22 protein-coding genes are annotated in these 24,368 nt (G+C 64.3%); 16 read left to right on the forward strand and 6 right to left on the reverse strand.

Translation table 11 applies throughout. The annotated features are described in order from the left end of the window. Window positions 1–115 precede the first annotated feature (115 nt). From I4X03_RS08660 to I4X03_RS08685, 6 genes are all read left to right on the forward strand, one after another. Window positions 116–274 (forward strand): hypothetical protein, encoded by a 159-nt coding sequence (locus I4X03_RS08660; protein WP_223467821.1) that lies wholly within the window; start codon window positions 116–118, stop codon window positions 272–274. Between the two features lie 97 nt (window positions 275–371). Continuing rightward, complete coding sequence (locus I4X03_RS08665; protein WP_223467822.1) at window positions 372–548, forward strand: hypothetical protein; 177 nt, start codon at window positions 372–374, stop codon at window positions 546–548. A 74-nt stretch (window positions 549–622) separates the two neighbouring features. Then, entirely contained in the window at window positions 623–1,099 is a 477-nt protein-coding gene (locus I4X03_RS23050; RefSeq protein WP_223467823.1) for a LiaF transmembrane domain-containing protein, read from the forward strand. Next, window positions 1,089–1,799, forward strand: a complete 711-nt coding sequence (locus tag I4X03_RS08675) for a LiaI-LiaF-like domain-containing protein (protein ID WP_223467824.1) — start codon at window positions 1,089–1,091, stop codon at window positions 1,797–1,799. Before I4X03_RS23050 ends, I4X03_RS08675 begins: the two co-directional genes overlap by 11 nt. Continuing rightward, window positions 1,799–2,872, forward strand: a complete 1,074-nt coding sequence (locus I4X03_RS08680) for a sensor histidine kinase (protein WP_223467825.1) — start codon at window positions 1,799–1,801, stop codon at window positions 2,870–2,872. The genes I4X03_RS08675 and I4X03_RS08680 overlap by 1 nt, the downstream gene beginning before the upstream one ends. 1 nt (window position 2,873) lies before the next feature. Then, window positions 2,874–3,602, forward strand: coding sequence for a LytR/AlgR family response regulator transcription factor (locus tag I4X03_RS08685; protein WP_223467826.1), 729 nt, complete (start codon window positions 2,874–2,876; stop codon window positions 3,600–3,602). Here I4X03_RS08685 and I4X03_RS08690 read toward each other — a convergent pair. The 3 genes from I4X03_RS08690 to I4X03_RS08700 all read right to left on the reverse strand — a co-directional run bounded on the left by I4X03_RS08690 (window position 3,592) and on the right by I4X03_RS08700 (window position 8,326). Continuing rightward, window positions 3,592–5,838 (reverse strand): ATP-dependent DNA helicase, encoded by a 2,247-nt coding sequence (locus I4X03_RS08690; RefSeq protein ID WP_223467827.1) that lies wholly within the window; start codon window positions 5,836–5,838, stop codon window positions 3,592–3,594. The two genes, I4X03_RS08685 and I4X03_RS08690, sit on opposite strands and share 11 nt — an antisense overlap. Then, the gene (locus I4X03_RS08695) at window positions 5,835–7,484 is read right to left on the reverse strand and encodes a VRR-NUC domain-containing protein (protein ID WP_223467828.1); all 1,650 of its coding nucleotides are present in this window, start codon (window positions 7,482–7,484) and stop codon (window positions 5,835–5,837) included. Before I4X03_RS08695 ends, I4X03_RS08690 begins: the two co-directional genes overlap by 4 nt. Before the next feature lie 137 nt (window positions 7,485–7,621). Beyond that, window positions 7,622–8,326, reverse strand: coding sequence for a hypothetical protein (locus tag I4X03_RS08700; protein ID WP_223467829.1), 705 nt, complete (start codon window positions 8,324–8,326; stop codon window positions 7,622–7,624). 106 nt (window positions 8,327–8,432) lie between these two features. On the opposite strand from I4X03_RS08700, the gene I4X03_RS08705 reads away from it, so the two are divergent. From I4X03_RS08705 to I4X03_RS08720, 4 genes are all read left to right on the forward strand, one after another. Next, a complete protein-coding gene (locus I4X03_RS08705) occupies window positions 8,433–9,272 on the forward strand; it encodes a M15 family metallopeptidase (protein WP_223467830.1) in 840 nt (279 codons plus the stop codon). 111 nt (window positions 9,273–9,383) lie between these two features. After that, window positions 9,384–13,130, forward strand: coding sequence for a type VI secretion system membrane subunit TssM (gene tssM, locus I4X03_RS08710; protein ID WP_223467831.1), 3,747 nt, complete (start codon window positions 9,384–9,386; stop codon window positions 13,128–13,130). After that, entirely contained in the window at window positions 13,127–14,098 is a 972-nt protein-coding gene (tagF, locus tag I4X03_RS08715) for a type VI secretion system-associated protein TagF (RefSeq protein WP_307735350.1), read from the forward strand. Before tssM ends, tagF begins: the two co-directional genes overlap by 4 nt. 32 nt (window positions 14,099–14,130) lie before the next feature. Beyond that, window positions 14,131–14,853 (forward strand): OmpA family protein, encoded by a 723-nt coding sequence (locus I4X03_RS08720; RefSeq protein ID WP_223468107.1) that lies wholly within the window; start codon window positions 14,131–14,133, stop codon window positions 14,851–14,853. A gap of 126 nt (window positions 14,854–14,979) precedes the next feature. On the opposite strand, the gene icmH is transcribed toward I4X03_RS08720, so the two are convergent. Both icmH and tssJ read right to left on the reverse strand, forming a co-directional pair. Then, a complete protein-coding gene (gene icmH / locus I4X03_RS08725; RefSeq protein ID WP_223467832.1) occupies window positions 14,980–15,741 on the reverse strand; it encodes a type IVB secretion system protein IcmH/DotU in 762 nt (253 codons plus the stop codon). Between the two features lie 90 nt (window positions 15,742–15,831). Beyond that, window positions 15,832–16,350, reverse strand: a complete 519-nt coding sequence (gene tssJ, locus I4X03_RS08730; RefSeq protein ID WP_223467833.1) for a type VI secretion system lipoprotein TssJ — start codon at window positions 16,348–16,350, stop codon at window positions 15,832–15,834. Window positions 16,351–16,542: 192 nt separating this feature from the next. On the opposite strand from tssJ, the gene I4X03_RS08735 reads away from it, so the two are divergent. The 6 genes from I4X03_RS08735 to tssA all read left to right on the forward strand — a co-directional run bounded on the left by I4X03_RS08735 (window position 16,543) and on the right by tssA (window position 23,455). Continuing rightward, window positions 16,543–17,127, forward strand: a complete 585-nt coding sequence (locus I4X03_RS08735) for a tetratricopeptide repeat protein (protein WP_223467834.1) — start codon at window positions 16,543–16,545, stop codon at window positions 17,125–17,127. Window positions 17,128–17,182: 55 nt separating this feature from the next. After that, on the forward strand, window positions 17,183–17,692 hold the full coding sequence (tssB, locus tag I4X03_RS08740; RefSeq protein ID WP_223467835.1) for a type VI secretion system contractile sheath small subunit: 510 nt from the start codon (window positions 17,183–17,185) through the stop codon (window positions 17,690–17,692). Beyond that, window positions 17,692–19,179 carry a type VI secretion system contractile sheath large subunit gene (tssC, locus tag I4X03_RS08745; RefSeq protein WP_223467836.1) on the forward strand — a complete coding sequence of 496 codons (1,488 nt, stop codon included), beginning with the start codon at window positions 17,692–17,694 and terminating at the stop codon, window positions 19,177–19,179. Before tssB ends, tssC begins: the two co-directional genes overlap by 1 nt. Before the next feature lie 27 nt (window positions 19,180–19,206). Beyond that, on the forward strand, window positions 19,207–19,698 hold the full coding sequence (locus tag I4X03_RS08750) for an Hcp family type VI secretion system effector (protein ID WP_223467837.1): 492 nt from the start codon (window positions 19,207–19,209) through the stop codon (window positions 19,696–19,698). Window positions 19,699–19,947: 249 nt separating this feature from the next. Continuing rightward, entirely contained in the window at window positions 19,948–22,587 is a 2,640-nt protein-coding gene (gene tssH, locus I4X03_RS08755) for a type VI secretion system ATPase TssH (protein WP_223467838.1), read from the forward strand. A gap of 10 nt (window positions 22,588–22,597) precedes the next feature. Continuing rightward, window positions 22,598–23,455 carry a type VI secretion system protein TssA gene (gene tssA, locus I4X03_RS08760; RefSeq protein WP_223467839.1) on the forward strand — a complete coding sequence of 286 codons (858 nt, stop codon included), beginning with the start codon at window positions 22,598–22,600 and terminating at the stop codon, window positions 23,453–23,455. Here tssA and I4X03_RS08765 read toward each other — a convergent pair. Next, window positions 23,452–24,333, reverse strand: coding sequence for a bile acid:sodium symporter family protein (locus I4X03_RS08765; protein ID WP_223467840.1), 882 nt, complete (start codon window positions 24,331–24,333; stop codon window positions 23,452–23,454). The genes tssA and I4X03_RS08765 overlap by 4 nt on opposite strands. Window positions 24,334–24,368: the final 35 nt, after the last annotated feature.

The following is a 24,368-nucleotide window of genomic DNA, read 5'->3' on the forward strand; positions in this document are numbered from 1 at the left end:
CCCAAAGGTGCAGCCGCCTCAGCAGGTTAGCCGGTCGCCTCAAGGATCGGCACCAATTCAAGCGCCAGTGCCGCCTTGCGTGTGCTGGCCAGTTCATCAAGAAGCGGAGGCCGCCATGTCGTCGTTCACTCATCCACCGAAGCACCTCGTCCGTGAATACCTCGAGCGCCGCAAGCGCGCCGCCGGGCCGCCGCCGTCGCCGGAGGAAATCCGCCGCCAGCTTGGGTGGGCAATGATGATGCCGCAGGTGAAACTGCCAGCCGCACGTAATTGATCTTCATCGAGTCCTACAATGTCCCGTCGCGTCGTCCTATAGGTCGCATTGCATCGAGCACAGATAATGATAGAAACAACGCCAACAGGAGAAACGCATGACCAATCGTATCGGTAACAAAGACGAAGCCCAGCAACGCAGCAAGCAAGAGAAGCTGGAAACCAAGCGCACCAACATCGCACGCGAAGCCGAGAAAAAGGCCACCGCCAGCGCCAAATACCGCAACCAGGTCAAGGGCCAGCCAGCCCCGCATCAGTCGGCGCCACCTGCCTGATTGTCAACCGCTTGGCAAGAAGCCCGCATCCTCACCGATGCGGGCTTTTTTCATTTTAGGCCCCGTTCGCCGGCGTGTTCGCCGTTCACCGGGCGCCAGCCGCCGTTCGCCGAAAAGCGCTGTCACGCCGCGCCGCGCCGTTGTATCTTGAAGCTGTTCTTTCAACGGGAGGCAAAGTGAACACCGAAAAATCGTATGAGTGGCGCCGGCAATTGATGTGGGGGCTGGTGCTGATCGGCCTTGGCGTCGCCTTCTTCCTCGACCGCATGGACCTGTTCGACATCGATTCAGTATGGCATTATTGGCCGCTGATCCTGGTCGTCGTCGGGATCAACAAGATGATTGGCTACCCGACCGCGAAGCATTTCTCGAACGGCTTGTGGCTGCTCTTCCTCGGCTTCTGGCTGTTCGCCACCTTTGAAAACATGTTCGGGCTCACCTGGCGTAACAGCTGGCCGATCCTGATCATCTTGTGGGGCGTGACACTGGTGGTCGAACCGTTCGTCCAACAACGTTTTCCATCCACCCGGGAGCCGCGCGATGAAAAGTGACCTGACCAGCCGCAGCCTGTCTAGCCAGGTGATCATGGGCGCCATCGCAATCGCTTTCGGCGTCGTCTTCCTGCTCGATAACCTCGATATCTGGGACTTCCGTCACGCGCTGCACTTCTGGCCGACGATCCTGATCGTCATCGGCCTGGTCAAGATGTGGGATTCGCGCGGTACCAGCGGCTACCTGATTGGGGGCGCGCTGGCGACCGTCGGCGTGCTGATGATCCTGCATCGCCTTGGCTACATTTACTTCAACATCCGCACCATGTGGCCGCTGTTCCTGATCGGCGTTGGCGGTTTCATCATCGTCAAGGCGCTGGCAAAGCGCAACCGCGGCGACGTCGTGCCGGGACTGAAGGCAGGCGAAAGCGACGACTCGGTGGTCGACATCACCGCCATCCTCGGCGGGTTCGAGCGCCGTATCGTTACCCAGGACTTCCGCGGCGGCGAGATCACCGCGGTGATGGGCGGCTGCGAGCTCGATATGCGCGATTCCTCGATCAAGGGCGAGGCGGTGATCAACGTGTTCGCGGTCTTCGGCGGCATTTCGATCAAGGTGCCGCGCGACTGGACCGTGATCCTGCACGGCACGCCGGTGATGGGTGGCTTCGACGAGAAGACCAACTCGCCCCCGGACGGCTCCAAGCGCCTGATCGTCAAAGGCTACGCCATCATGGGCGGCGTGGAAGTGCGCAACTGATGCAAGGCGCGTTGTCGATCCGGCGTTCGCTCGCGCTGTTCCTGCCGGTCTGGCTGATGCTGGGCCTGGTGCTGGCGGGGATGGTGGTCGTCGCGACCGATGCCGGATGGACCAATGCGCTGTTGTTCGCACTGCCGATGACGATGGTGTACGCTTTCGCCGCCGGCTTCTCGGCCTACTATCTGTGCCGCGCGTATCCGCTGTCGCAAAAGAGCATCTGGTCGATCGTGCTGGTGCTGGGCCTGGCCGCCCTGGTATCCGGCGTATTGTGGATGGCCGCGGGGCTGGCGTGGAACGGCATGCTGCGCGCGCTGGAGGTCGGCTGGGCCGGCCTCGAGATGCCGCCGGCGCTGAAGGCAATGGTCTTTGGCCTCGGCGTGATCCTGTATGGGTTGTGCGCGGTGGCCAATTACCTGGCCATTGAATTTGGCCGCGCCCGCATCTCCGAGCGGCGCGAGCTGGAGTCGAAGCTGATGGCACAGGAGGCTGAGCTGCGCATGCTGCGCACCCAGATCGACCCGCACTTCCTGTTCAACAGCCTGAACTCGATCAGCGCGCTGACCTCGATCGACCCGGCGCGAGCGCGCGAGATGACGCTCAAGGTCGCGGACTTCTTCCGCCACACGCTGGGTCTCGAAGCGCATACGCAGGCCACCGTTGACGACGAAATCGCGCTGGTGCAGGATTTCCTGTCGATCGAAAAGGTCCGCTTTGGCGCGCGCCTGGCGGTGCGCTGCGAGATCGACGAAGCGGCGCGGGCCTGCCTGCTGCCGCCGATGATCCTGCAGCCGCTGGTGGAAAATGCTGTCAAGCACGGCATCGGTGGATTGACCGGCGGCGGCACGGTGAACATCGTGGCGCGGCGCGACGCCTCTCAGCTGCGCATCAGCGTCGAAAACGACGTCGATGAAGACCAGGACAGTGGCGTGCCTGGCAACGGGATCGGGCTGGTCAACGTGCAGCAGCGGCTGGCCACGGCCTACGGGCATGAAAGCAGCGTGCACCACGCACGCCGAGACAATAAATACCGGGTCGAGCTGACACTGCCGGCCCGCACAATAACGGAGCTGTGACATGCGCGTGATGATCGTCGACGACGAAGAACTGGCACGCGGCGTTGTGCGCGAGTACCTCGGCGCGCACGCCGACGTCGAGATCGTGGCCGAATGCGCCAATGGGTTTGAAGCCGTCAAGGCGATCGCCGAGCTGGAGCCGGAGCTGGTCTTCCTAGACATCCAGATGCCCAAGCTTGACGGCTTTGAAGTGGTGGAGCTGGCGGGGCGCAAGGCGCGCTACATCTTCGTCACCGCGTATGACCAGTACGCGCTGAAGGCGTTTGAAATTCACGCCATCGACTACCTGCTCAAGCCTTTCAGCCAGAAGCGATTCGACGAAGCGCTGGCGCATGCCCGCTCCAGCCTGGGCAGCCAGCCCGGCCTTGCCGCGGCGATCAGCGAGGCATCCCGGCGCGCCAAGCCGCTGGAGCGGGTGCTGATCCGCGACGGCGCCAAAGTCCACGTGATCGCAGCAGGTAAAATCGACTTCATCGAGGCGCAGGACGACTACGTCAGCATCAGCGCGGAAGGCAAGGCGTGGCTCAAGACGCAGCGCCTGTCGGAACTGGAAAGCCAGCTCGATCCGCAGGCCTTCCTGCGCATCCATCGCTCGTACATCGTCAACGTCGAACGCATCAGCCGCATCGAGCAGTCCGGAAAGGACAGCCACATGGCGATCCTGAAGGACGGCGCGCGCATTCCAATCAGCCGCAGCGGCTACCAGAAGGTCAGGAACCTTATCCAGTGAGCTTCCACCAGCCGGGCAGCAGTTCGCTGACCTCGGGCTGGGCGAAGCGGTCATCGATCAGATAGACCACGCCTTCATCCTGCTGCGTGCGGATCACCCGGCCCGCGGCCTGCACCACTTTCTGCATTCCGGGGTACAGGTAGGTGTAGTCGTATCCCGCACCGAACATCTCCTGCATCCGCTGCCTGAGCTGATCGTTGACAGCGTTCATCTGCGGCAGGCCGAGCGTGGCGATGAAGGCGCCGATCAGGCGCGCGCCGGGCAGGTCGATGCCTTCGCCGAACGATCCGCCCAGGACCGCGAAGCCAATCCCGCGGCTCTCCAGGGTAAATCGGCCAAGGAACTGCGCGCGCTCGTCTTCGTGCATGCGGCGCGCCTGCTGCCACGATGGTATGTCCTGGTGGCGCCGCGCCAGCTCCGCTGCGACCTGGTCCAGGTAATCGAAGCTGCTGAAGAACGCCAGGTAGTTGCCAGGCGCCGCGTTGTACTGGCGCGCCATCAGGTCCGCGATCGGCGCTGCGGAGCGCGACCGGTGCTGGAACCTTGTCGAGATCTGGGTGACCACGTGCACTGCGAGCTGCTTGGCCTCGAACGGCGAGGCCACATCGACCCACGCGGTGCTGGCCGGCAGGCCGAGCAGGTCGCTGTAGTAGTGCCACGGGCTGAGGGTGGCCGAGAACAGCGCGCTCGAATGGGCTACCGCGAAGCGCGGCTTCAGGAAAGGCGCGGGCACGATATTGCGGAGGCAAAGTTCGGTCGTGCGCGCATCGATGCGCGTGACGTCGAACAGCGAATGCGAACCGAATGATTCGGCCAGTTTCGCGAAGTGCAGCGCATCGAAGTAAAAGCGTTGCAGCGCCGGGTCCATCGGCCCCGGGTTTTCGGCCAGATGGTCGGTGATCGTGCTGCCGGCATTTTGCAGGGCCGCCAGCAGCTTGTCGGGCAGCTCGGGCAGCACCTGATAGGGCGCGGTGATATCGCGGTCAAGCGCGGTCCAGCAGCGGCTCACCTTGTCGAGCGATTTCTTTACCAGTGCTGGCGCCGCCGCGCGGGCGGCGCGAAAGACCGCGCGATCCAGGCCGGCCGAGTACATCTTGCGCGCGCGCGACACCATGTTGTGCGCCTCGTCCACCAGCACGCTGACCTTCCATTGGTTGGCCAGCGTCAGGCCATACAGCATGCCGCCCAGGTCGAAGTAGTAGTTATAGTCGCCGATGATCACGTCGCTCCAGCGCGTCATTTCGCTGGCGAGGTAATAAGGGCAGACATCGTGCGCCAGCGCGACGTCGCGCAACGCGGCCCGGTCAAGCGTGGGCGCCTGCACCGCCGCCGACCGGGCGGCTGGCAAACGGTCGTAGAAGCCTTTGGCGAGCGGGCACGACTCGCCATGGCAAGCCTTGTCCGGATGCTCGCAGGCCTTGTCGCGCGCGACCATCTCGAGCACCCGCAGCGGTATCACCTTGCCGGACGTGCGGATGGTGTGGGTGGCGTCGAGCGCGAGCTGGCGGCCGGGCGTCTTGGCCGCCAGGTAAAACACTTTATCGAGCTGCTGCTGCGGCGCCGCCTTCAGCACCGGGAACAGGCTGCCGACGGTTTTGCCGATGCCGGTTGGCGCCTGCGCCAGCACGCAGCGGCCGCTGGTGTTGGCCTTGAAGATGGTCTCGGCCAGGTCGCGCTGGCCGGGGCGGAATTCGGGGTAGGGGAATTGCAGCGTCGCCAGCGCGTCGTCGCGCGCCGCCCGGTGCGCCATCTCCTGCTGCGCCCACGCCACGAAGCGCTGGCACAGCTGCGCGAATATCTGCGCCAGCGATTCAGCCGACTGGGTTTCCCGCAGCACCGTTTCGGTCTGGCGGCCGATGTCGAAGTAGACCAGCGCGAGGTTCACCTCCTTCATGCCCATCTGCTGGCACAGCAGGTGCCCGTAGACGCGCACCTGCGCCCAGTGCAGGTGGCGATGGTTGCCGGGCATCGACGCCAGATCGCCGCGATAGGTCTTGATCTCCTCGACCAGGTTCTGCTCCGGGTCGTAGCCGTCGGCGCGGCCGCGAACGTGCAGCGGCCCGTAGTCGCCCGACAGGCTGACCTCGGTGCGGTAGCTTGCGCCGCGCCGTCCTGTGACCAGCGCGTGGCCCTGGATGCCTTCCTGCGCGGTGGGCGAGGGCGTGAAGCGCAGGTCGAGGTCGCCCTGCTTGGCGGCGAACTCGCACAGTCCGCGCACGGCGACGACATAGCTCACGCGCTGTGCTCCGCCCACTGGAGATAGCAGACCGAGATGGGCATCTGGTGCGCGGCGCAGTACTCGATCCAGCGCAGCTGGTTGTCCTGCAGCCGGTCCCCCGGACCCTTCACCTCGATCATGTTGTAGCGCCGCTCGGCCGGCCAGAACTGGATCAGGTCGGGAAAGCCGGTGCGGTTGGACTTCACGTCGAGCAGGATGCGCTCGAACGATTTGCGCAGGTGCGACGCAGGGATGCAGGCCAGCGCGATGTCGAGCAGCTCCTCGCTGAGCGCTTCCCAGAACACGAACGGCGACTGCAGGCCGTGTTTCTCGGCGAAGGTGCGGCGGATCGTTTCGGTGTACTCGCCCGTGTCGAGCTGGTCGAGGCAGGCGCGGAACAGCGCTTCCCGGCGCAGGAAAAAGTCGGCGCTGAACAAGTCGGCCGGGCCGCGGTGGAACGGATGGAAGAACGCCCCGGGAATCGCGCAGAACACGGCTGGCCAGCAAAGCAGCCCGAACAGGCCGTTGATCAGCGCGTTCTCGACGTAGTAGACCGGTGCGTCCGCGCGCGCCAGGTGGTCGCGCACCACGCCTTCGACCCACCAGTCTTGCTGCGGCATCGGCAGGCACAGGTCAAGCCGCGTGACCGCCGGATTGCGGCGCGAGGCCGGCTTGACGTGGCCCAATTTGCGCGCCAGCCGCGGCGCGATACGCAGCAGTTGCTGGTGTTCGGCGTCGCTCTCCGGCGCCAGCCTGGCGGCCGACAGCAGCTCGAACGCTTCCTTGAACTGCTCGTTTTTCTCCAGCACGCGAATCGCGCGCGCACGCGCCCCGGGGAAGCTGCAGCGCGAATAGACGCGGTAGGCGTTGGGCCAGTCTTTCTGGCGCTCGCACTGCTGGCCGATCTGGAACAGCAAACGCGCGCGCCGGCTATTGAGCCAGTCGTTGTCGAACGGCGCCTCGGGCACTGCGCTCAGCACGTCTTCCAGCGGCTCGCTCGCCTCGAAACGCTCCTTGCAGCTGTGGAGTTCGAGGTAATGGTCGATATCGCGGCGGGTCCGGAAGCCGCGCGAGGAGGCCGAGAACTCGACCTGTTCGTATTTATAGACACCGAGATCGGACAGCACGAACTCGGTCCAGTCCTGGCGCAGGTTGCCAAAGAAGATCAGGCGCAGGCGGTCGCACAGCGGCTTGACCATGATGTTGAAGACGGCGTCGCCCGAATCGCGGTACCAGCTTGAAAACGCGCGGGCGTCGCCGAAAGCGGCCCGCAAGGCTTCCAGCTGATCGGCCTTGCGGGCCTGTCTGGTGTGCTGGGACAGCCCGAAGACGGCGCAGATTTCCGGCTTGGAGAGCAGCTCGAATAGCTGGTCGATGGTGATGACGGGATCGTGCTCGATCCAGCCGGTCGGCAGCAGCTTGCGCACCGCCTCGACGGTGCAGCCGATCTCGGCGTAACTGAGCTTGCTGGCACGGAAAAGGGTACCTTTGCGCATCACCATGCGGACGAACAAGGCACGCGACGCCTGCGGCAGCGCGGCAAACGCATCCATAAAGGCGCGCTCCTCGTCGGTCAGCAAATCGCTATAGCGTTCGCCGATCCATTCGAGCACCTGGTGAAAGTTGTCCAGGTAATAGAAGGGATTTTCAAGAACTTTGATCATGGGGGACTGCCGGACTGGCCTGCTGGCCTGGCGCTAAAAACAGTGATTACTGTGCATGCATACAGTATATCGCCAGTCAGCCCCAAGGCACAGGAAATTCGGCATTGCCCCGTGCGGAACGTGGCTTTTCCGGGTATTTACGGCTCGGTCAACGGCTTCGGCGCGCATTTCTTTCCGACGCACGCCTCCTTTTCCAGCTGCGCGCGCTCGGCCGCATGGCGGGTCGAATGCGCAAGGATGGCGCTGATCAACGCGACATCGCTGTCAACTTCTGGCGCGCCCGACTGCGGCGCCTGTGTCGGCGTCTTTGTTTTTTTTGCGGCGGCAACGCGTGGCACTGGCTTGGCGGCCGGCACCTTGCTTGCCTTGGCGGCCTGGCGCGGCGCCGCAGCCGATCTGATCGGCGCGACTCTGGCGGCGGGCAACGCCGGGCTCACGCGCTCCTGCGGCGGCTGGGCCGCCACGGGGGGCTGCTCTTCCGGCTTGGCGATGTCGTCGCGCGGCAGCATGACCAGCGCCGGCTTGGCGGGCGCGGCAACCGCTGGTTCATCGACGATCATGGCCGCTTGCGGGGCCGGAATGCTGAACGACGGAACCGCCTGGCCGCGCATGCCGTCGTCAAGCGGCGCGGGTGCCTCGCGTTTGACTGCCGACGCTGGCAAGGCGCGCACACTGGTGGCGTTGCTGTAAGCGAGCCACGCGATCATCAGCGTCAGCAGCGCGGCCATCGAGCCGCCGATGATCAGCCAGCTTCGGTGCGCCCTCGTGCCGCTGGAGGAACCGCGCTCGAGCGACGCCAGGATGTTGTCCTCTGAAGCAGCCGAACGGCGCGAGGAAGACATAAGGTTCGGCCTTGTAGATCCGCTTTGATTTTCGTCTGAAGGGCGCACGGTATAACTCCTATGATGGTGCTTCGCCATTCCGATTAGAAACAAACTGGGGAACTCGATGCTGATCTTTATCGCATTTTTGTACTTTTGTTTGGCCTGCAGCGCGATTTGGCTGGTCGTTTTTCCTTCGGGCAGGGAATTTGTTGCGCAGATCGTCAGCGGACGCTGGTCGCGCATCGATCAACGCCTGTCCAGCTTGCACCAGGTGGGCGTGCGTGAGGTGGCCGAGTTACGGCATGGCACCGGGCGCCTGCTGTCGCGGCAGCTCAAATTCGCAAGGCGCAATGCGCTCTGGCTTGGCGCCGGCCTGCTTGCCATCATTGTGCCGATGGTGGTGGTGCTGACCGTCGGCAAACCGGACGCGCTGCCTGGCTACGAATCGGCCGACCTGCCGCCGGATCCGAAAGTGCTCGCGTTGCTTGCCGGCGAAAACCTGGCCCCGCCGGCCGCGCTGCCGCCGATGGCGTTCAGCACGCGCGAAGTTGAACTGGTGCGCCCGATGCTGGTCACCGCCAGCCGCAACTGGGGCATGCTGCATCCGGACTTCCACCAGCGCCTGCTGATGGCCTTCAAGATCATGCGAGAAAAGCACGGTTACGAGATGGCGCTGCTGGAAGGCTACCGCAGCCCGGACCGCCAGAACCTGCTGGCCAGCATTGGCGCCCAGGTCACCAATGCGCGCGCTTTCCAGAGCTGGCACCAGTATGGACTGGCGGCCGACTGCGCATTCTGGCGCGATGGCAAGCTGATCATCTCGGAAAAGGACCCGTGGGCGATGCGCGGGTACCGGCTCTACGGCGAAGTGGCCGAGTCGCTTGGCCTGACCTGGGGTGGGCGCTGGACAATGATGGACTTTGGCCACACCGAGCTGCGCGTCAAGGGAGTGATGCGCAAGTAACGCTGGCCCGGGGGCTGGCCGATTGTTGTTCGTCGTCAAATTTCCGCAGCGGGAATGGTGCCAACATTGCCTGCCGGATTTATCTTTCCAACCCTCGAGACGATTCCCACTATGCGCCGACTTTGGCAATTCCTCACCGGTAGCCGCGTTATGGGCTTGATCGGGCTGGCCGCGCTGGCGGCAATCATGTTCCTCGGCGCCGATGCCTTGCAGGTCGGCGCCATCTGGGTCGGAGCCGCCGCCCTCGCGCTGCTGCTCGGCTGGGGCATATTCTGGGGCGCGCGCTATCAGTACCGACGACGCGCCGCCGGCAAACTGGGCGCCAGCATCATGCCGGCTGGCGAAGAAGGCGCGCAGGCGTCGCCCGGTTCGGGCGAAGTGGCGACCCTGCGCAAGAGCATGCTCGAAGCGATCGCCACGATCAAGACATCCAAGCTCGGCCTGGTCAGCGGCGCCGCCGCGCTGTACGAACTGCCGTGGTACATGATCATCGGGAACCCGGCGGCCGGCAAGAGCAGCGCGATCGGCCACTCCGGCCTGCAGTTCCCGATCGCCGGCAGCAAGGCCGTACGCGGCGTCGCCGGCACCCGCAACTGCGACTGGTTCTTCACCACCGACGGCATCCTGCTCGACACAGCGGGCCGCTATTCGGTGGAAGCTGGCGACCGGGCTGAATGGTTCTCCTTCCTCGACCTGCTCAAGAAGCACCGCAGCCGCGCGCCGATCAACGGCATCCTGATCGCGGTCAGCGTGTCCGAGCTGACCGGCGAACACGCGGAGAAGGCCGTCGAACTTGCGAAGAACCTGCGCACCCGCGTGCAGGAGCTGACCGAACGCCTTGGCGTGCATCCGCCGGTGTATGTCATCTTCACCAAGGCCGACCTGATCGCAGGGTTCGGCGACTTTTTTCACGACACCGGCCGCATCGAGCGCGACCGCGTCTGGGGCGCGACAATCCGCTACAACCGGCGCCGCACGCACCAGGACGTACTCGGCTTCTTCGACGAGCACTTCGACGAGCTGCACGACGGTCTGAAAGAAATGAGCCTGGCCAGCATGGCCGGAAACCGCGCCGCGCCGATGCGTCCTGGCGTATTTACCTTCCCGCTCGAATTCGCGGCGATCAAAAGCCCGCTGCGCGCCTTCCTGGCCACGCTGTTCGAGGAAAATACCTACCAGTTCAAGCCCGTGTTCCGCGGCTTCTACTTCACCAGCGCCTTGCAGGAGGGGCAGGTTCAGAACCTGTCCTCGAAGCGCGTCGCCAGCCGCTTCGACCTCGAACTGCGTGAAGAAAAGGGGGAACCGCAGGCCGAAGAGCAGTCCGGATACTTCCTACTCGACCTGTTTCGCAAGGTGATCTTCGCCGACAAGGACCTCGTCTCGCGCTACACCAGCCCGTACGCGCAGCGCATCAAGTACGGCGCCTTCTTCGCGGCGACCCTGCTGCTTGGCGGCTCGCTCGCCGCGTGGAGCTGGTCGTACATGGGCAATGCGCAGCTGGTGGCCAACGTCCAGGCGGACCTCGACAAGGTCGTCAAGCTGCAGGACAAGCGCATCGACCTGCAATCGCGCCTCGAAGCGCTAGACATCCTCCAGGACCGCATCACCCAGCTGGAGCAGTACCGCGCCAGCCGGCCGCTGATGCTGTCGTTTGGCCTGTACCAGGGCGACACGCTGGAACGCAAGCTGCGCGACGAATACTTCGCCGGTGTACGCGCGGTGATGGTGGAGCCGGTTGTCGCCGGCATCGAGGGCCTGCTCAATGAGATGAATGCGAATGCCGCCCAGTTGCAGCCGCAAGCTGCCAATGCCCCGGCAGCCGCGCCGTCCAGGCCTGGCCAGCCATTCCAGGACGCCTCGCCGACCAACGTGGCTGACGCCTACGGCGCTCTCAAGACCTACCTGATGTTGGGTGACAAGACGCGCGCCGAGCCGAGCCACCTGAACGACCAGATGACGCGCTACTGGCGCGGCTGGCTCGAATCGAATCGCGCCAACATGCCGCGCGAGCAGATGATCCGCAGTGCCGAGCGCCTGATGACGTTCTATCTCGGCCAGGTCGAAGACCAGGCCTGGCCGCAGGTGACGCTCAAACTCGGCCTGCTCGATAGCGCGCGCGAAAACCTGCGCCGCGTGGTGCGCGGCACCCCGGCGCGCGAGCGTGTGTACGCCGACATCAAGGCACGCGCGTCGACCCGCTACCAGTCGATGACGGTGGCGCGCATCGTCGGCGACCCCGACAACCAGCTGCTCAATGGCAGCCACGCGGTACCGGGCGCCTTCACGCGCGAGGCTTGGGACAAGTTCGTCGCCGGCGCCATCAAGGACGCATCGAACAAGGAACTGCAAAGTACTGACTGGGTGCTCAAGACGGTGTCGCAGAACGACCTGACGCTGGAAGGGAGCCCTGAACAGATCCAGAAGAACCTGGTCGACATGTACAAGAACGAGTACGCGAAAGAATGGCTGAAGTTCGTGCAAGGCGTGACGATCACGGAGCTGAACGGATTCGACGCCAGCGTGCGTGCGATGAACCGCCTGGGCGATCCGCAGAATTCGCCGCTGGCCAAGCTGCTGGCGACGATTCATCAGCAGACCTCGTGGGACAATCCGTCGTCCGCCGGCGCGATGTCTAAGGTCGAGAAGGGCGCCTTCGCCTGGTTCAAGGAAACCGTGCTGCGGCGCGCGCCAAGCGAAGCGCGCACGATGATCGACCAGCCGGGAATCGCCGGTGCTGCGCCCGTCATGGGGCCGATCGGGCGCGAGTTCGCCGGAGTGGCCCGCCTGGTTGGACTGAAGGAAAAGGATGCTTCCCTGATGACCGGCTACCTGGACAGCCTGTCGCGCCTGCGGTCGCGGTTGAACCAGCTGAAAAACCAGGGCGACCCGGGGCCCGGCGCCAGGCAGTTCATGCAGCAGACGCTGGAAGGCACGGGGTCCGAGCTATCCGACGGCCTGAAGTTTGTGGACGAGCAGATGCTGATCGGGATGACCGACACGCAGAAGATGGCGCTGCGCCCGATCCTCGTGCGGCCGCTGATCCAGGTGTTCGCCGTCATTGTCGGCCCGAGCGAGTCCGAGATCAACAAGACCTGGCAGGTGCAGGTGGTCCAGCCATTCAAGAAGTCGCTGGAGACAAAGTATCCGTTCTCGCCCGCGTCGAGTGTGGAGGCCAGTTCCGCCGAAATCGGCCAGTTCTTCGGGCCCGATGGGGTCATCGGAAAATTCGTCAACACGTCAATGGGCCCGCTGGTGGTAAGGCGCGGCGACGTGCTCTCGCCGCGCACCTGGGCAGACATGGGCATCACGCTGGCGCCGCAGGCTGTGTCGGCGTTTCCTGGCTGGGTCGCGCCGCTGTCGGCCAATGGCGTCGCGGCGTCCAGCAGTCCGCAGACGGTATTCCAGCTGCAGCCGCTGCCGGCCACCGGCATCACCGAATACACCATCGACATCGACGGCCAGGTGATCCGCTACCGCAATACGCCGCCGGCGTGGACCAACATGGTCCATCCGAGTCCAGCGGGCGCGCCCGGCGTGCGCATCAGCGCGGTGACCTTCGACGGCCGCACCGTCGAACTGTTTAACGAGGCGGGGCAGTATGGGCTGAAGCGGATGATCGACGCGGCGGCACGCAAGCGCAAGGACGGCGGCGTGTTCGAGCTGCGCTGGGCCAACGGAAACGTGTCGGTTGCGGTCGACCTCAAAATCACGAGCAGCAACTCGGCCCGCGGAAATGGCGACGTAACGTCGCAGGACCGCGGCTTCAAGGGATTGCGGCTGCCGGAAGCGATCGTCGGGCGCGCGATGGACGCGCCCGCGCCGGCGGTGGCGGCGGTATCGGTGGGAGCTGCGCCATGATGCGGGCGCCGGCGTCAGGCCGGATCGGCTACATCGGCAAGATCCCCACGCGCAGCGACTTCATCAAGGCGGCACAGGACATGCCGCTGATTGGCGTCCTCGATAACTGGATGGCCCAGGTCATGAGCCAGCTGCCTGGCGACGCGCGCTGGAAGCTCAATTACGACGCGCTGGCGCCGGTCAGCTTCGCGTTTGTCGGCCCGCGCCGCAAGCACGCGATCGCGGGGCACCTGGTGGCCAGCAGCGACCAATCCGGGCGCCGCTTTCCGTTCCTGATGATGCGCACGCTGGAGGTTGGTGAGCCGGCGCAGTTTGTGTCGCGCTGCCCGCTGGTGCTCGAACCGCTCTGGACGCGTCTCGAAGGCCTCGCCCAGGACGTGCTGGGAGCGGCCGATCCATCGCCGCAGCTCCAGGCGATTAACGAAACGCAGATCGACCTCGATGAGCAAAGCGGAAACGCGTTGGCGACCTTCCTGGCCACTGGCACGGTCAGCTCGCTTGGCGCGCTGCTGTGCCGGGCCGACGTCAAACAACTCGTGCTCGCGCTTGGACTGCTGCTGCAGCCCGTGATGCGAAGCGGCGCTGCCGATCTGCAGAAAAGCCTGGTCCTGCCGCTGCCGCTCAATAGCGACGCGCGCTATGCGGTTGCCGCATTCTGGCTCGAATTGATCGCTCCCTTCCTCGCCAGGGCCGATTTCGAGCTCGCGCTGTTCATCACCCAGATCGAGTTCAAGCCGGTGCTGGTTGTCGGTTTCAGCGGCGCCGCGGCCAGCACGCTGCACGCCATCATTGACCCGCTGATCGCGCGCGAACAGCAGATCAGCTTTGCCGACACGGGCTGGGTAGACGAGCAGCTCGGCTTCGACATCGACGTGCGCGCACTCGCCAGCTACCTCGACCAGCCGCAGCTGCCGCTCAAGCTCGCGCGCCAGCTGTTCTTGCAAACCTTCATCGGAGCCGCAACGTGAAAAAGCCTATTCTGTTCGCCGCCGCCTGGCTGATGGCGGCCAGCTGCCTGGCCTCGGTCGAGAGCGGCCCGGTGGTCGTCTCCGGCACGGTTGCCGACGAATCCAGCAAGGCTGGCCTGCTGGCGCGGCTGCGCGAAGTGTACGGCGCCGAGCGGGTGGTCGACCAGCTTGCGGTCGGCATGGTCGCCACGCCTGCGAACTGGGACAGTTATGTGCAGCGGCTGATCGGGCCGAACCTGAAGCTGATCACGCGCGGACAGCTCAAGGTGGACGGCAACGCCATCAGCCTGCGCGGCGACGTCGCCAACGAAGTACAGCGGCAGCGCATTGCCGGCGACATCGCCACCAGCCTGAACCCGACCTACACCGTCAACAACGGCCTGCGCGTGGCCGCATCGGAGCAGGGCCTGCTCGACGCCGCGCTGGCCGACCGCATCATCGAGTTTGAGTCCGGCAAGGCGACGCTGACCGAATCGGGCATGGGCATCCTCGACCAGATGAGCGCCGTGCTGCTCAAGCTGAAAAACAAGAAGGTCGAGGTGATCGGCCACACCGACAACTCCGGCTCGCGCGCCAGCAACCTCTCGCTCAGCCAGGCGCGCGCCGAGGCTGTAAAAGCCTACATCGTCACCAAGGGAATCGCCGCCGACGCGATCGCGGTATCGGGCGAAGGACCTGACCGGCCGGTGGCCGACAACCGCGCCGCGGACGGCCGCGCCCGCAACCGCCGCATCGAATTCAAAGTCGCCCAGTAATAATTCCAAAATCGGGGACAGACCGGGTCACGCTGACCACCATTTTAACAATTCCAAAATCGGGGACAGACCACCATTTTAGAAGATTCTAAAATGGTGGTCTGTCCCCGATTTTGGAATGTCGCTTTAAGGAAGGGTGATGGTGACGTTGGCGGCGCGCGGGGGGAGCTTGACCAGGTCGTTGTAGGCGGCCAGGGTCTTGTCGGTGTCGCGGCTGAGCATGGCGTTGAAGCCGAGGTAGGCGCCGAGCCCGGCGAGGGCGAATACCGATGTCAGCACCCATAGCGACAGGTCGGTGCGCAGTTTGTTGGCGATCTGGTCGGGGCGGTCGGCGTGCGGCGCGAAGCCGCGTTGCTTGCCACGCATGCGCGCTATTTCGTCCCCTAGCCGCGCGCACATGTAGTTGAGCTTGTCAGGGGCGTCGAGCGCATACTTGCCCTGGAATCCCATTAGTAGACACAGGTGGAACACTTCCAGCGATTGCAGGTGCGCGCTGCCGCGCGCGCGCAGTTCTTCCAGCTTTTCGAAGAAATGCTCGCCGGCGAGCTGGTCGCCGAAGATCCTGAGCTGCAATGGCCGGGTTTCCCAGGCTTCGCGGATGGCATAGTCGGACCGCAGGATGATCTCGTCGACCGCGGCGCAGTAGGCGTACTTTGCGGCTTCAACATCTTCCGGCGGCACGCCGAGCTTCTTCGCGCGCCCGTCGACGTCGCTCAGGAACGCGGTGATGTTGTCGACGAAGCCGGTTTTTCCGTGCGGTCCGGATCCATTTTTGAGCAAAAACAGCGCGTAGAAGCCTTCGTACATCAGGTCCACCAGCGTGCGCGGCCCCGCCGACTCCGCACTGGCCGCCTCGCGCGCCGCGCGCCGTTCGACATGCGGCGTCATGCAGCCACCTTCGCCATCGGTTTGATCGTTTTCACGGTTCCCTCACTCTGCGATTAGTCAGGATATAGCTTGCGGGAAATGTTGAGTTTCTCATTGACAGCGCACAGGGGAAGGCAGGGTTGCGCTCGTGCCGATGGCGTTCGCGCCGGCTCCGCTGCTGAGTGAGCACCCGTGGACGCCGACTGTGATGCCTCCCTGTGCCGCCTCGGCAGCGGCGTAGGCCAGCCGCCACCGCTGCGGCGCAGGCGCGTGAAACAGCGCCACGATCCCGACGAACGATGCATCACGGCTGATTCTCTCGACAACGTCGTGGCGCTGCCCCGGCACCAGCATCACTTCCTTGACGTCGATCAGGTCGGCGCCAAGCGCTTCTTTTTCCTTATGCGGCGTCAGAAAAGCGTCGTAAGGCGCCTGCCGGAACGCGGTGTCTTGTCGCAGCGTGTAGATGCGCGTAAGCACGGCGAGCGGCCGGCCCTGGGCGTCGACATTCAGCGCGTTCGCCGCGTGCAGCCGAATCGCAACGTTGCGTGTGGGCTCAGGCGTGCTCCGCGAAGCACATCCAGCGAGCAGAGCGGAAAACAGCAGCGGGAGCAAACAGGTCTGGCGCATGGTCATCCTTCAGATGTTGATAAGCCGAAGCGCCTATTTAAAGCCAAGCGCATCCGCCGCCCGTGACCTTGCGCAACTTCCATGGACGTTGAGCGATGCGAGGAGGAAACCAGCTTCTATTGACCCGTCGCAATTTGCTCGATTTCCCCTGTCCAATAATAACGGCTGGATTAACGGTACTGGAGAGCAACCATGTTGAAACGACTGATTCCCGGCCTTGCAGTTGCCGCCTTGTTGTCCGGCTGCGCCACCACCGGGCAGCCGCCGGTGCCGGCCACTCACGGTACGGTGGCCGAAGCGCTTGCGTCGGCCAACGCCGCCGCAAAGGCCGGCCAGAAGGACAAGGCGCTGAGCATCCTGCACGATGCGGCACAGGCCAACCCGACCGATAAAACGCCGTGGATTCGCATGGCGCAGATCCGCTACGACGCCCATGACTACGGCCAGGCCATCATCCTCGCCCAGCAAGCCCTGCAGCGCGATTCCAACGACATGGTGTCGCACAGCATCGTCGCCGTGAGCGGCCTGCGCGTCGCCAGCAAGGCGCTGGCCGACCTGACCCGCAAGCAGAATCTGGCCGGCACGATCCGCTCGGAAGCGCAGGACCTTGCCAAGCTGTTACGCGCCAGCCTTGGTGAAGAAGAGCTGGTCCCTACTCTACGAGACAGAGAGAAACGCCCGGTCGCCGTCACACCCCGGCCACCCAAGGCGTCCACCCCGGCCGTAGCGACCGGCAAGCCAAAGCCCAACGACGACCCGTTCGCCGACCTGAAGTAGTTCCCGCCAGGCCGGCCTTCGCGCCGGCCATTTCCAGCCACCCCTCGGAGTTGTCATGGCCAAAAACAATAGTGTGCAGAAGCGTCTGCAAAAAGTGCGTGCGCCCCGCGTGCAGATGACGTACGACGTCGAAGTCGGCGACGCGATCGAGAACAAGGAGTTGCCCTTCGTGGTCGGCGTCGTGGGCGACTTCGGCAACAATCCCGATGTCGAGAAAAAGCGCCTGAAAGACCGCAACTTCGTCAATGTCGACGCCAGCAACTTTGACGAAGTGCTGGGCGGCGTCGCGCCGGTGGCCCAGTTCCGCGTGCCGAACCAGCTGAGCGAGAAGGGTGGCGAGTTTGCCGTCCAGCTGCAGTTCCGCGAGATGGCCGACTTCCGTCCCGAGTCGGTCGTGCAGCAGGTCGCCCCGCTGAAGGGCTTGCTCGAAGCACGCACCAAGCTCGCCGACTTGCGCAACAAGCTGGCAGGCAACGACAAGTTGGAAGACATCCTCAGCGACGTTCTCAGCAATACGGAAAAGCTCGACGGCCTGCGCAAGGCAGCACCAGCGGAGGGCAAATAATGTCAGCCGTTCTTTCCGATACCAAGGTCGCTCAAGCCGTCGAGCTCGACGCCGGCCTGCTGGACCAGATCGTCGAACAAAGCCGCGTCGCCAAGTCAACCAGCGAGCACGAGCGCGCGCGCGACATCATCTCCGAGCTGGTCAGCCAGGTGATGGATGGCACCGTCGTGATGTCGAACAACCTGTCGGCCACGCTGGACGCGCGCGTGGCCGAAATCGACCGCCTGATTTCAGAGCAGCTCAGTGCGATCATGCACGCGCCCGAATTCCAGAAGCTCGAACGCAGCTGGACCGGCCTGCATTACCTGGTCACCAACTCGACGACCGGCGCCAACCAGCAGATCCGCATGATGAACGCGACCAAGAAAGAGCTGGTCAAGGACTTCCAGTCCGCGCTTGAATTCGACCAGAGCACGATCTTCAAGAAGGTCTACGAAGAAGAATTCGGCACCTTCGGCGGTGCGCCCTACGGCACCCTGATCGGCGACTTCGAGATCTCGCGCCAGCCTGAGGACATGTATTTCGTCGAGCAGATGTCGCACGTGGCCGCCGCTGCGCACGCGCCGTTCATCACTTCGGCCTCGCCCGAACTGTTCGGCCTGGAAACCTATAGCGACCTGAGCAAGCCGCGCGACCTCGCCAAGGTGTTTGACACCGTCGAGTATGCCAAATGGAAAGCCTTCCGCGAATCGGAAGACGCGCGCTATGTCGGCCTGACGCTGCCGCGCTTCCTCGGCCGCCTGCCGTTCAACCCGGTGGATGGCATCACCACCGAAGGCTTCAACTTCGTCGAAGATGTGGACGGCACCGACCACCACAAATACCTTTGGTGCAATGCCGCGTATGCCTTCGCGACCAAGCTGACCAGCGCGTTTGAAAACTATGGCTGGTGCGCGGCGATCCGCGGCGTCGAAGGCGGCGGGCTGGTCGAAAACCTGCCGACCCACACCTTCAAGACCGACGAAGGCGAAGTCGCGCTGAAGTGCCCGACCGAGCTGGCCATCACCGACCGCCGCGAGAAGGAACTGTCCGACCTTGGCTTCATCTCGCTGGTGCATTGCAAGAACACCGCATACGCCGCCTTTTTCGGCGCCCAGTCGGCCCAGAAAGCGCGCAAGTACGCCAACGAGGCCGCCAACGCCAACGCCGTGCTGTCGTCGCAGCTGCAGTACATCTTCGCCGTCTCGCGCATCGCGCACTACATGAAGGCGATGATGCGCGACAAGATCGGCAGCTTCTCGGCCGCGTCCAACGTCGAGGAGTTCCTGAACCGCTGGTTGACCCAGTACGTGCTACTTGACGACAACGCCAGCCAGGATCAGAAGGCGCAATTCCCGCTGCGCGAGGCAAGCGTGCAGGTCAGCGAAGTGCCCGGCCGGCCGGGCGTCTACCGCGCCGTGTCGTTCCTGCGTCCCCATTTCCAGCTCGACGAGCTGTCCGTTTCGCTCCGTCTGGTCGCGGAGTTGCCGCAGTCGACCAAGAACTGAACCATCCCACCCACTTAGGAGTTCAACATGGCAATTGACGTATATCTGCAGATCGATGGCATCAAAGGCGAATCGACCGATGACAAGCACCGTGACTGGATCGAGTGCAAGTCGGTCTCCTGGAGCGTGAGCCAGCCGAAGTCGGCGACGGCGTCGACCGGCGGCGGCCACACGGCCGAGCGCTGCGAGCATAGCGAGATCCAGGTCGCCAAGCTGGCCGACCTGGCCACGCCGATCCTGCTGCAGACCTGTTCGTCGGGCAAGACCATCCCGCGCGCCAAGATTGAATTCATGCGCGCCGACGGCCAGGGCGAACGGATTAAGTATTTTGAGATCGAACTGGAGAACGTCCTGATCGGCGACGTCAGCCCAAGCGTGGGCGAGGGCGACATCCTCACCGAACAGCTCGGCATTAAATTTTCGAAGGTGAAATGGAAATACACCCAGCAAAAGGTTGGCGGCGGCTCCGGTGGCAACACCTCGGGCGGCTGGGACCTGTCCTCAAACAAGATCGCGTAATCATGCGAACGCACGTCCGCGACAGCACCATCCGCGGATGTGCCACCACGCCTGGAACCCCCATGAGAAACCTGACGCGCGACACCCTCGAGCGGATGCGGCTGAAAAAACGCCTGGCGGTTGCAGGACTTATCGCCGTCATCATCGGCGGCCTGGTCAGCACCGGCTATTGAAATTCAAGCATCCACGCGCCGCGTTCGCCGCGGCGGCTTCCGTACGCCCCAACCCCTTCGATAGGACACGCACGCGATGGACATCAACCTGAAAACCCTGATCGGCAAGTTGAACGACACCACGCGCACGGCCGCAACCCGCGCGGCCAATATCTGCGTCGGACTGGGTCAGTACGAAGTCGACATCGAGCACGTGTTCCTGGCGCTGCTGGAGCAGCAGAACAGTGATTTCGTCCGCATCGTCTACCAGTGCGGCATCAGCCTGACGGGCCTGGAGTCCGACTTGCGCAACGAGGTTGGCCGTTTCGAGGCCGGCAGCGCGCGCACGCCGGTGTTTTCGCGCCACCTGCCCACGCTGTTCGAGCATGCCTGGCTGATCGCCTCGCTGGGCAACGGCCAGCCGCACCAGATCCGCAGCGGCCACCTGTTGCTGGCACTCTTGACGGTTCCCGAGCTGTCTCAGCTGGCGCACCGCGGCTCGCGCCTGTTCGCGCAGATCCCGCTCGACCGGCTCAAGCACGATTTCGACAAGATGACGCGCGGCTCCGACGAGTCGCGGCCGGCGTCGCCGCAGCCGGACGAAGGCGCCGATCCGGTCGGCGAGCTGACCGCCACCGACGCTGGCAAGACGCCGGCCCTCGACCAGTTCACCACCTGCCTGACGCAGCGCGCGCGCGACGGCAAGCTCGATCCGGTCATCGGCCGCGACCCTGAGATCCGCCAGGCGATCGACATCCTGATGCGGCGCCGCCAGAACAACCCGATCCTCACCGGCGAAGCAGGCGTCGGCAAGACCGCCGTCGTCGAAGGCCTGGCGCTGCGTATCGCCAGCGGCGACGTCCCCGACGTGCTGCGCGACACCGAGATCCACACGCTCGACATGGGCCTGCTGCAGGCTGGCGCCAGCGTCAAGGGCGAGTTTGAGAACCGCTTGAAGAACGTCATCGACGAGGTCAGGAAAAGTCCCCGCGCGATCATCCTGTTCATCGACGAGGCGCACACGATGATCGGTGCTGGCGGCGCGGCCGGCCAGAACGACGCGGCCAACCTGCTGAAACCGGCGCTGGCCCGCGGCGAACTGCGCACCGTCGCCGCCACCACCTGGGGCGAGTACAAGAAGTACTTCGAGAAGGACGCCGCGCTGGCGCGCCGCTTCCAGGTGATCAAGGTCGAGGAGCCAAGCGAAGAAGTCGCATGCGCGATGCTGCGCGGGATGGCGCCGCTGATGGAAAAACACTTCAAGGTGCGCGTCTACGACGACGCCATCACCGAAGCGGTGCGCCTGTCGCACCGCTACATCAGCGGTCGCCAGCTGCCAGACAAGGCGATCAGCGTGCTCGATACTGCCTGCGCGAAGGTGGCACTGGGCCAGAGCGCGACGCCGGCGCTGATCGAAAGCGGCACGCGCATGCTCGAGCGGATCGACGCCGAGTCCGCCGCATTGTCGCGCGAAGAAGCGGGAGGCGCAGACCACGGTGCGAAGCTGGCGCTGCTGCGCGCGCAGCGGGTGGAAGCGACCGCGGAGCAGGAACGCCAGCGCGCACGCTGGGACAAGGAGCAGTCGATCTGCGCCGAGATCAAGCGCCTGCGCACCGGCCTGGAGGAAGGCGGCGGCAAGGGCGACAGCGGCGCGCTGCGCAAGCTGGTCGAAGAACTGCGCGTTGTACAGGGCGAGGCGCCGCTGGTGCCGGTCCAGGTCGACGGCCACGTGGTCGCCGAAATCATCGCCAACTGGACCGGCATTCCGCTCGGACGCATGGTCAAGGACGAGATCAAGACGGTGATGAACCTGCAGGGGCTGCTGGACGAACGTATCCTCGGCCAAGGCCACGCCAGCTCGGTCGTCGCCCAGCGCGTTCGTACCTCGCGCGCCAATCTCGATGATCCGAACAAGCCAAAGGGCGTGTTCCTGTTCGTCGGCACCTCGGGCGTCGGCAAGACCGAAACGGCCCTGGCGCTGGCCGACCTGCTGTACGGCGGCGAGCGCAAACTCATCACCATCAACATGAGCGAATACCAGGAGGCGCACAGCGTCTCGGGCCTGAAAGGTTCGCCGCCGGGCTACGTGGGCTACGGGGAAGGCGGCGCGCTGACCGAAGCCGTGCGCCGAAATCCCTACAGCGTGGTGCTGCTCGACGAGATCGAGAAAGCCCATCCCGACGTGCTCGAACTGTTCTTCCAGGTATTCGACAAGGGCGTGCTGGATGACGCGGAAGGCCGCGAGATCGACTTCCGCAACACGATCATCATCTGCACCTCGAACGCCGCATCTTCGCAGATCATGCAGGCTTGCCTGAACAAGAGCGCGGCCGAGATCCCCGGCCCGGACCAGCTGGCCGAATTGATCCGCCCGCAGCTGGTCAGGCATTTCAAGCCCGCGTTCCTGGGGCGGCTGACCGTGGTGCCGTTCTATCCGATTACCGATGATGTGCTGGCCAATATCATCCGCCTCAAGCTGGAGCACATCAAGCGCCGCGTAGCCAGCAACCACCAGGCCGAGTTCCGCTTCGACGACTCGCTGGTCGAGGCAGTGCTTGCGCGCTGCACCGAGGTGGACTCCGGCGCGCGCAATGTCGACACCATCCTGAACGGCACGCTGCTGCCCGAGATCGCAGGTACCGTGCTGGCCCGGATGGCCGAGGGCAGGGCGATGTCGGCGATCAAAGTCGGCGCGACCAAGGCCGGCAAGTTCAAGTACACCGTCGAACCCGCGTAAGGAGACCACGATGCTGAACATCGAACAGCTGCTGGTTCCGATCACTGAAGCGTCGCCCTGCGGTGACGACATCGCTTTCTCGCCGGAGGTCGACGCGATCTCGAAGGCGCGCCAGGCGGACGATCCTTCGCTGGAGCAGGGCGCCTGGGTCACCAGCCTGAAGGAGGCCGACTGGAAGTTTGTCGCCTCGCGTTGCGCCCAGCTGATCGAGCAGCGCAGCAAGGACCTGCGGCTGGCCGTGTGGCTGGTTGAAGCGGCTGCCAAGACCTCGTCGTACCAAGGCATGGCCGACGGCCTGGCGCTGGTGGCGGCATTATGCGAACGCCATTGGGATCATCTCCACCCGCTGCCCGACGAGGGTTCATTCGAGCAGCGCATCGGCAACCTGTGCTGGATCGCGGCGCGCCTGCCGCAGCTGGTGAAGGAGATGCCGGGTCCGGACGCCGACACCGTCATGCGCTGCGCCGCGGCGCTGGTTCAACTGGAGAGCGTGGTGGATCAGCGCCTGGGCGCCGACGGACCTGGCTTCTCCGCCGCCCGGTCGGCAATCGAAAGCGTGATCCATGCGCTGGCACCGTCGGAAGGCGCCTTAATCAAGCCGGCAGACGCGCCAACGTCGATGACGCTGCCAGTCCACGACAGCCAGCTCGGGCCAGGCCCGCTGCAAACGCGCGCACAGGCGATCGCCCAGTTGCGCCAGGTGGCGGAGTACTTCCGCCGCACCGAACCGCACAGCCCTGTGGCCTACCTGGCCGACAAGGCCGCGGCATGGGGCGAGCAGTCCCTGCATGTCTGGCTACGCGGCGTCATCAAGGACGAATCCGCGTTTGCCCATATCGAAGAACTGCTTGGGCTGCAGCGAAATTAAGCCGGTGCCGCGGCCGCCGCGCGTGTCCTGCCAAGCACCAGGAAGCCGAACGCGGTTGCCAGCACGTACATGCTGACCGAGTAGATCGCCGCCGGCAGCATCAGCTGGAAGTCGCCCAGCACCGACAGCGCCACAAAAATCGCCAGGGTCGAATTATGGATGCCGATCTCGTAGCCGATGGCGATCGAATTTGGCTTGTCCAGTCCCATCAGGCGCGGCACGTAGTAGCCCATGCCAAGGCTGATGGCGTTGAAGGCGATAACCGCCAGTCCGATCGACGCGAAGGAGGTGGTCATGGCGGTCCATTCCTTGGCGATCGCGATCACCGCCAGCGCTGCCAGCACCACCATGGAAAAGCGCTTCATCGGCGTATCCATGCGTGCCGCAAAGCCGGGCGCGCGCGACTTGACGATCATGCCGATGGCAACCGGCACCAGAACGATGCCAATCACTTCGATGACTTTCCCGGTCTGCATCGGCACCACCTGGCCGGACCTGGCGAAGGTCTCGATGGCGAAATTGGCGATCAGCGGCAAGGTGACGATGGAGAGCAGGGTATTGATGGCGGTGAGCGAGATGTTCATCGCCACGTTGCCGCCAAACAGATGGCTGAACAGGTTGGCCGATACCCCGCCCGGCGACGCAGCCAGCAGCATCAGGCCGACCGCGTAGACTGGCGCCACGCCAAGCCCCACGATCAATCCGTAGCAGATCGCCGGCAGCACCGCGGCCTGCAAGGCCAAGGCCAGCACCACGGCTTTGGGATGGCCTAGCAAGCGCCGGAAGTCGCCGAGTGTGAGCGACAGGCCCAGTCCAAACATGATCAGCGCAAGCGCGCCAATCAGCAGGGTAGGCAGCAGCGAAATGAAATTGCTCATTCAGGTCTCCTTATTGTGTATTTTTATATTTGGCT

The organism is Massilia soli, assembly GCF_016809835.1.
GTDB classification, from domain to species: domain Bacteria; phylum Pseudomonadota; class Gammaproteobacteria; order Burkholderiales; family Burkholderiaceae_D; genus Telluria_A; species Telluria_A soli.

Excerpts from the sequence above, each read along its gene's own strand:
- I4X03_RS08660 (WP_223467821.1), top strand. The coding sequence starts at position 116 with ATGTCGTCGTTCACTCATCCACCGAAGCACCTCGTCCGTGAATACCTC.
- I4X03_RS08665 (WP_223467822.1), top strand. The coding sequence starts at position 372 with ATGACCAATCGTATCGGTAACAAAGACGAAGCCCAGCAACGCAGCAAG.
- I4X03_RS08675 (WP_223467824.1), top strand. The coding sequence starts at position 1,089 with ATGAAAAGTGACCTGACCAGCCGCAGCCTGTCTAGCCAGGTGATCATG.
- I4X03_RS08680 (WP_223467825.1), top strand. The coding sequence starts at position 1,799 with ATGCAAGGCGCGTTGTCGATCCGGCGTTCGCTCGCGCTGTTCCTGCCG.
- I4X03_RS08685 (WP_223467826.1), top strand. The coding sequence starts at position 2,874 with ATGCGCGTGATGATCGTCGACGACGAAGAACTGGCACGCGGCGTTGTG.
- I4X03_RS08695 (WP_223467828.1), bottom strand. The coding sequence starts at position 7,484 with ATGATCAAAGTTCTTGAAAATCCCTTCTATTACCTGGACAACTTTCAC.
- I4X03_RS08700 (WP_223467829.1), bottom strand. The coding sequence starts at position 8,326 with ATGTCTTCCTCGCGCCGTTCGGCTGCTTCAGAGGACAACATCCTGGCG.
- I4X03_RS08705 (WP_223467830.1), top strand. The coding sequence starts at position 8,433 with ATGCTGATCTTTATCGCATTTTTGTACTTTTGTTTGGCCTGCAGCGCG.
- tssM (WP_223467831.1), top strand. The coding sequence starts at position 9,384 with ATGCGCCGACTTTGGCAATTCCTCACCGGTAGCCGCGTTATGGGCTTG.
- tagF (WP_307735350.1), top strand. The coding sequence starts at position 13,127 with ATGATGCGGGCGCCGGCGTCAGGCCGGATCGGCTACATCGGCAAGATC.
- I4X03_RS08720 (WP_223468107.1), top strand. The coding sequence starts at position 14,131 with ATGGCGGCCAGCTGCCTGGCCTCGGTCGAGAGCGGCCCGGTGGTCGTC.
- icmH (WP_223467832.1), bottom strand. The coding sequence starts at position 15,741 with ATGACGCCGCATGTCGAACGGCGCGCGGCGCGCGAGGCGGCCAGTGCG.
- tssJ (WP_223467833.1), bottom strand. The coding sequence starts at position 16,350 with ATGCGCCAGACCTGTTTGCTCCCGCTGCTGTTTTCCGCTCTGCTCGCT.
- I4X03_RS08735 (WP_223467834.1), top strand. The coding sequence starts at position 16,543 with ATGTTGAAACGACTGATTCCCGGCCTTGCAGTTGCCGCCTTGTTGTCC.
- tssB (WP_223467835.1), top strand. The coding sequence starts at position 17,183 with ATGGCCAAAAACAATAGTGTGCAGAAGCGTCTGCAAAAAGTGCGTGCG.
- tssC (WP_223467836.1), top strand. The coding sequence starts at position 17,692 with ATGTCAGCCGTTCTTTCCGATACCAAGGTCGCTCAAGCCGTCGAGCTC.
- I4X03_RS08750 (WP_223467837.1), top strand. The coding sequence starts at position 19,207 with ATGGCAATTGACGTATATCTGCAGATCGATGGCATCAAAGGCGAATCG.
- tssH (WP_223467838.1), top strand. The coding sequence starts at position 19,948 with ATGGACATCAACCTGAAAACCCTGATCGGCAAGTTGAACGACACCACG.
- tssA (WP_223467839.1), top strand. The coding sequence starts at position 22,598 with ATGCTGAACATCGAACAGCTGCTGGTTCCGATCACTGAAGCGTCGCCC.
- I4X03_RS08765 (WP_223467840.1), bottom strand. The coding sequence starts at position 24,333 with ATGAGCAATTTCATTTCGCTGCTGCCTACCCTGCTGATTGGCGCGCTT.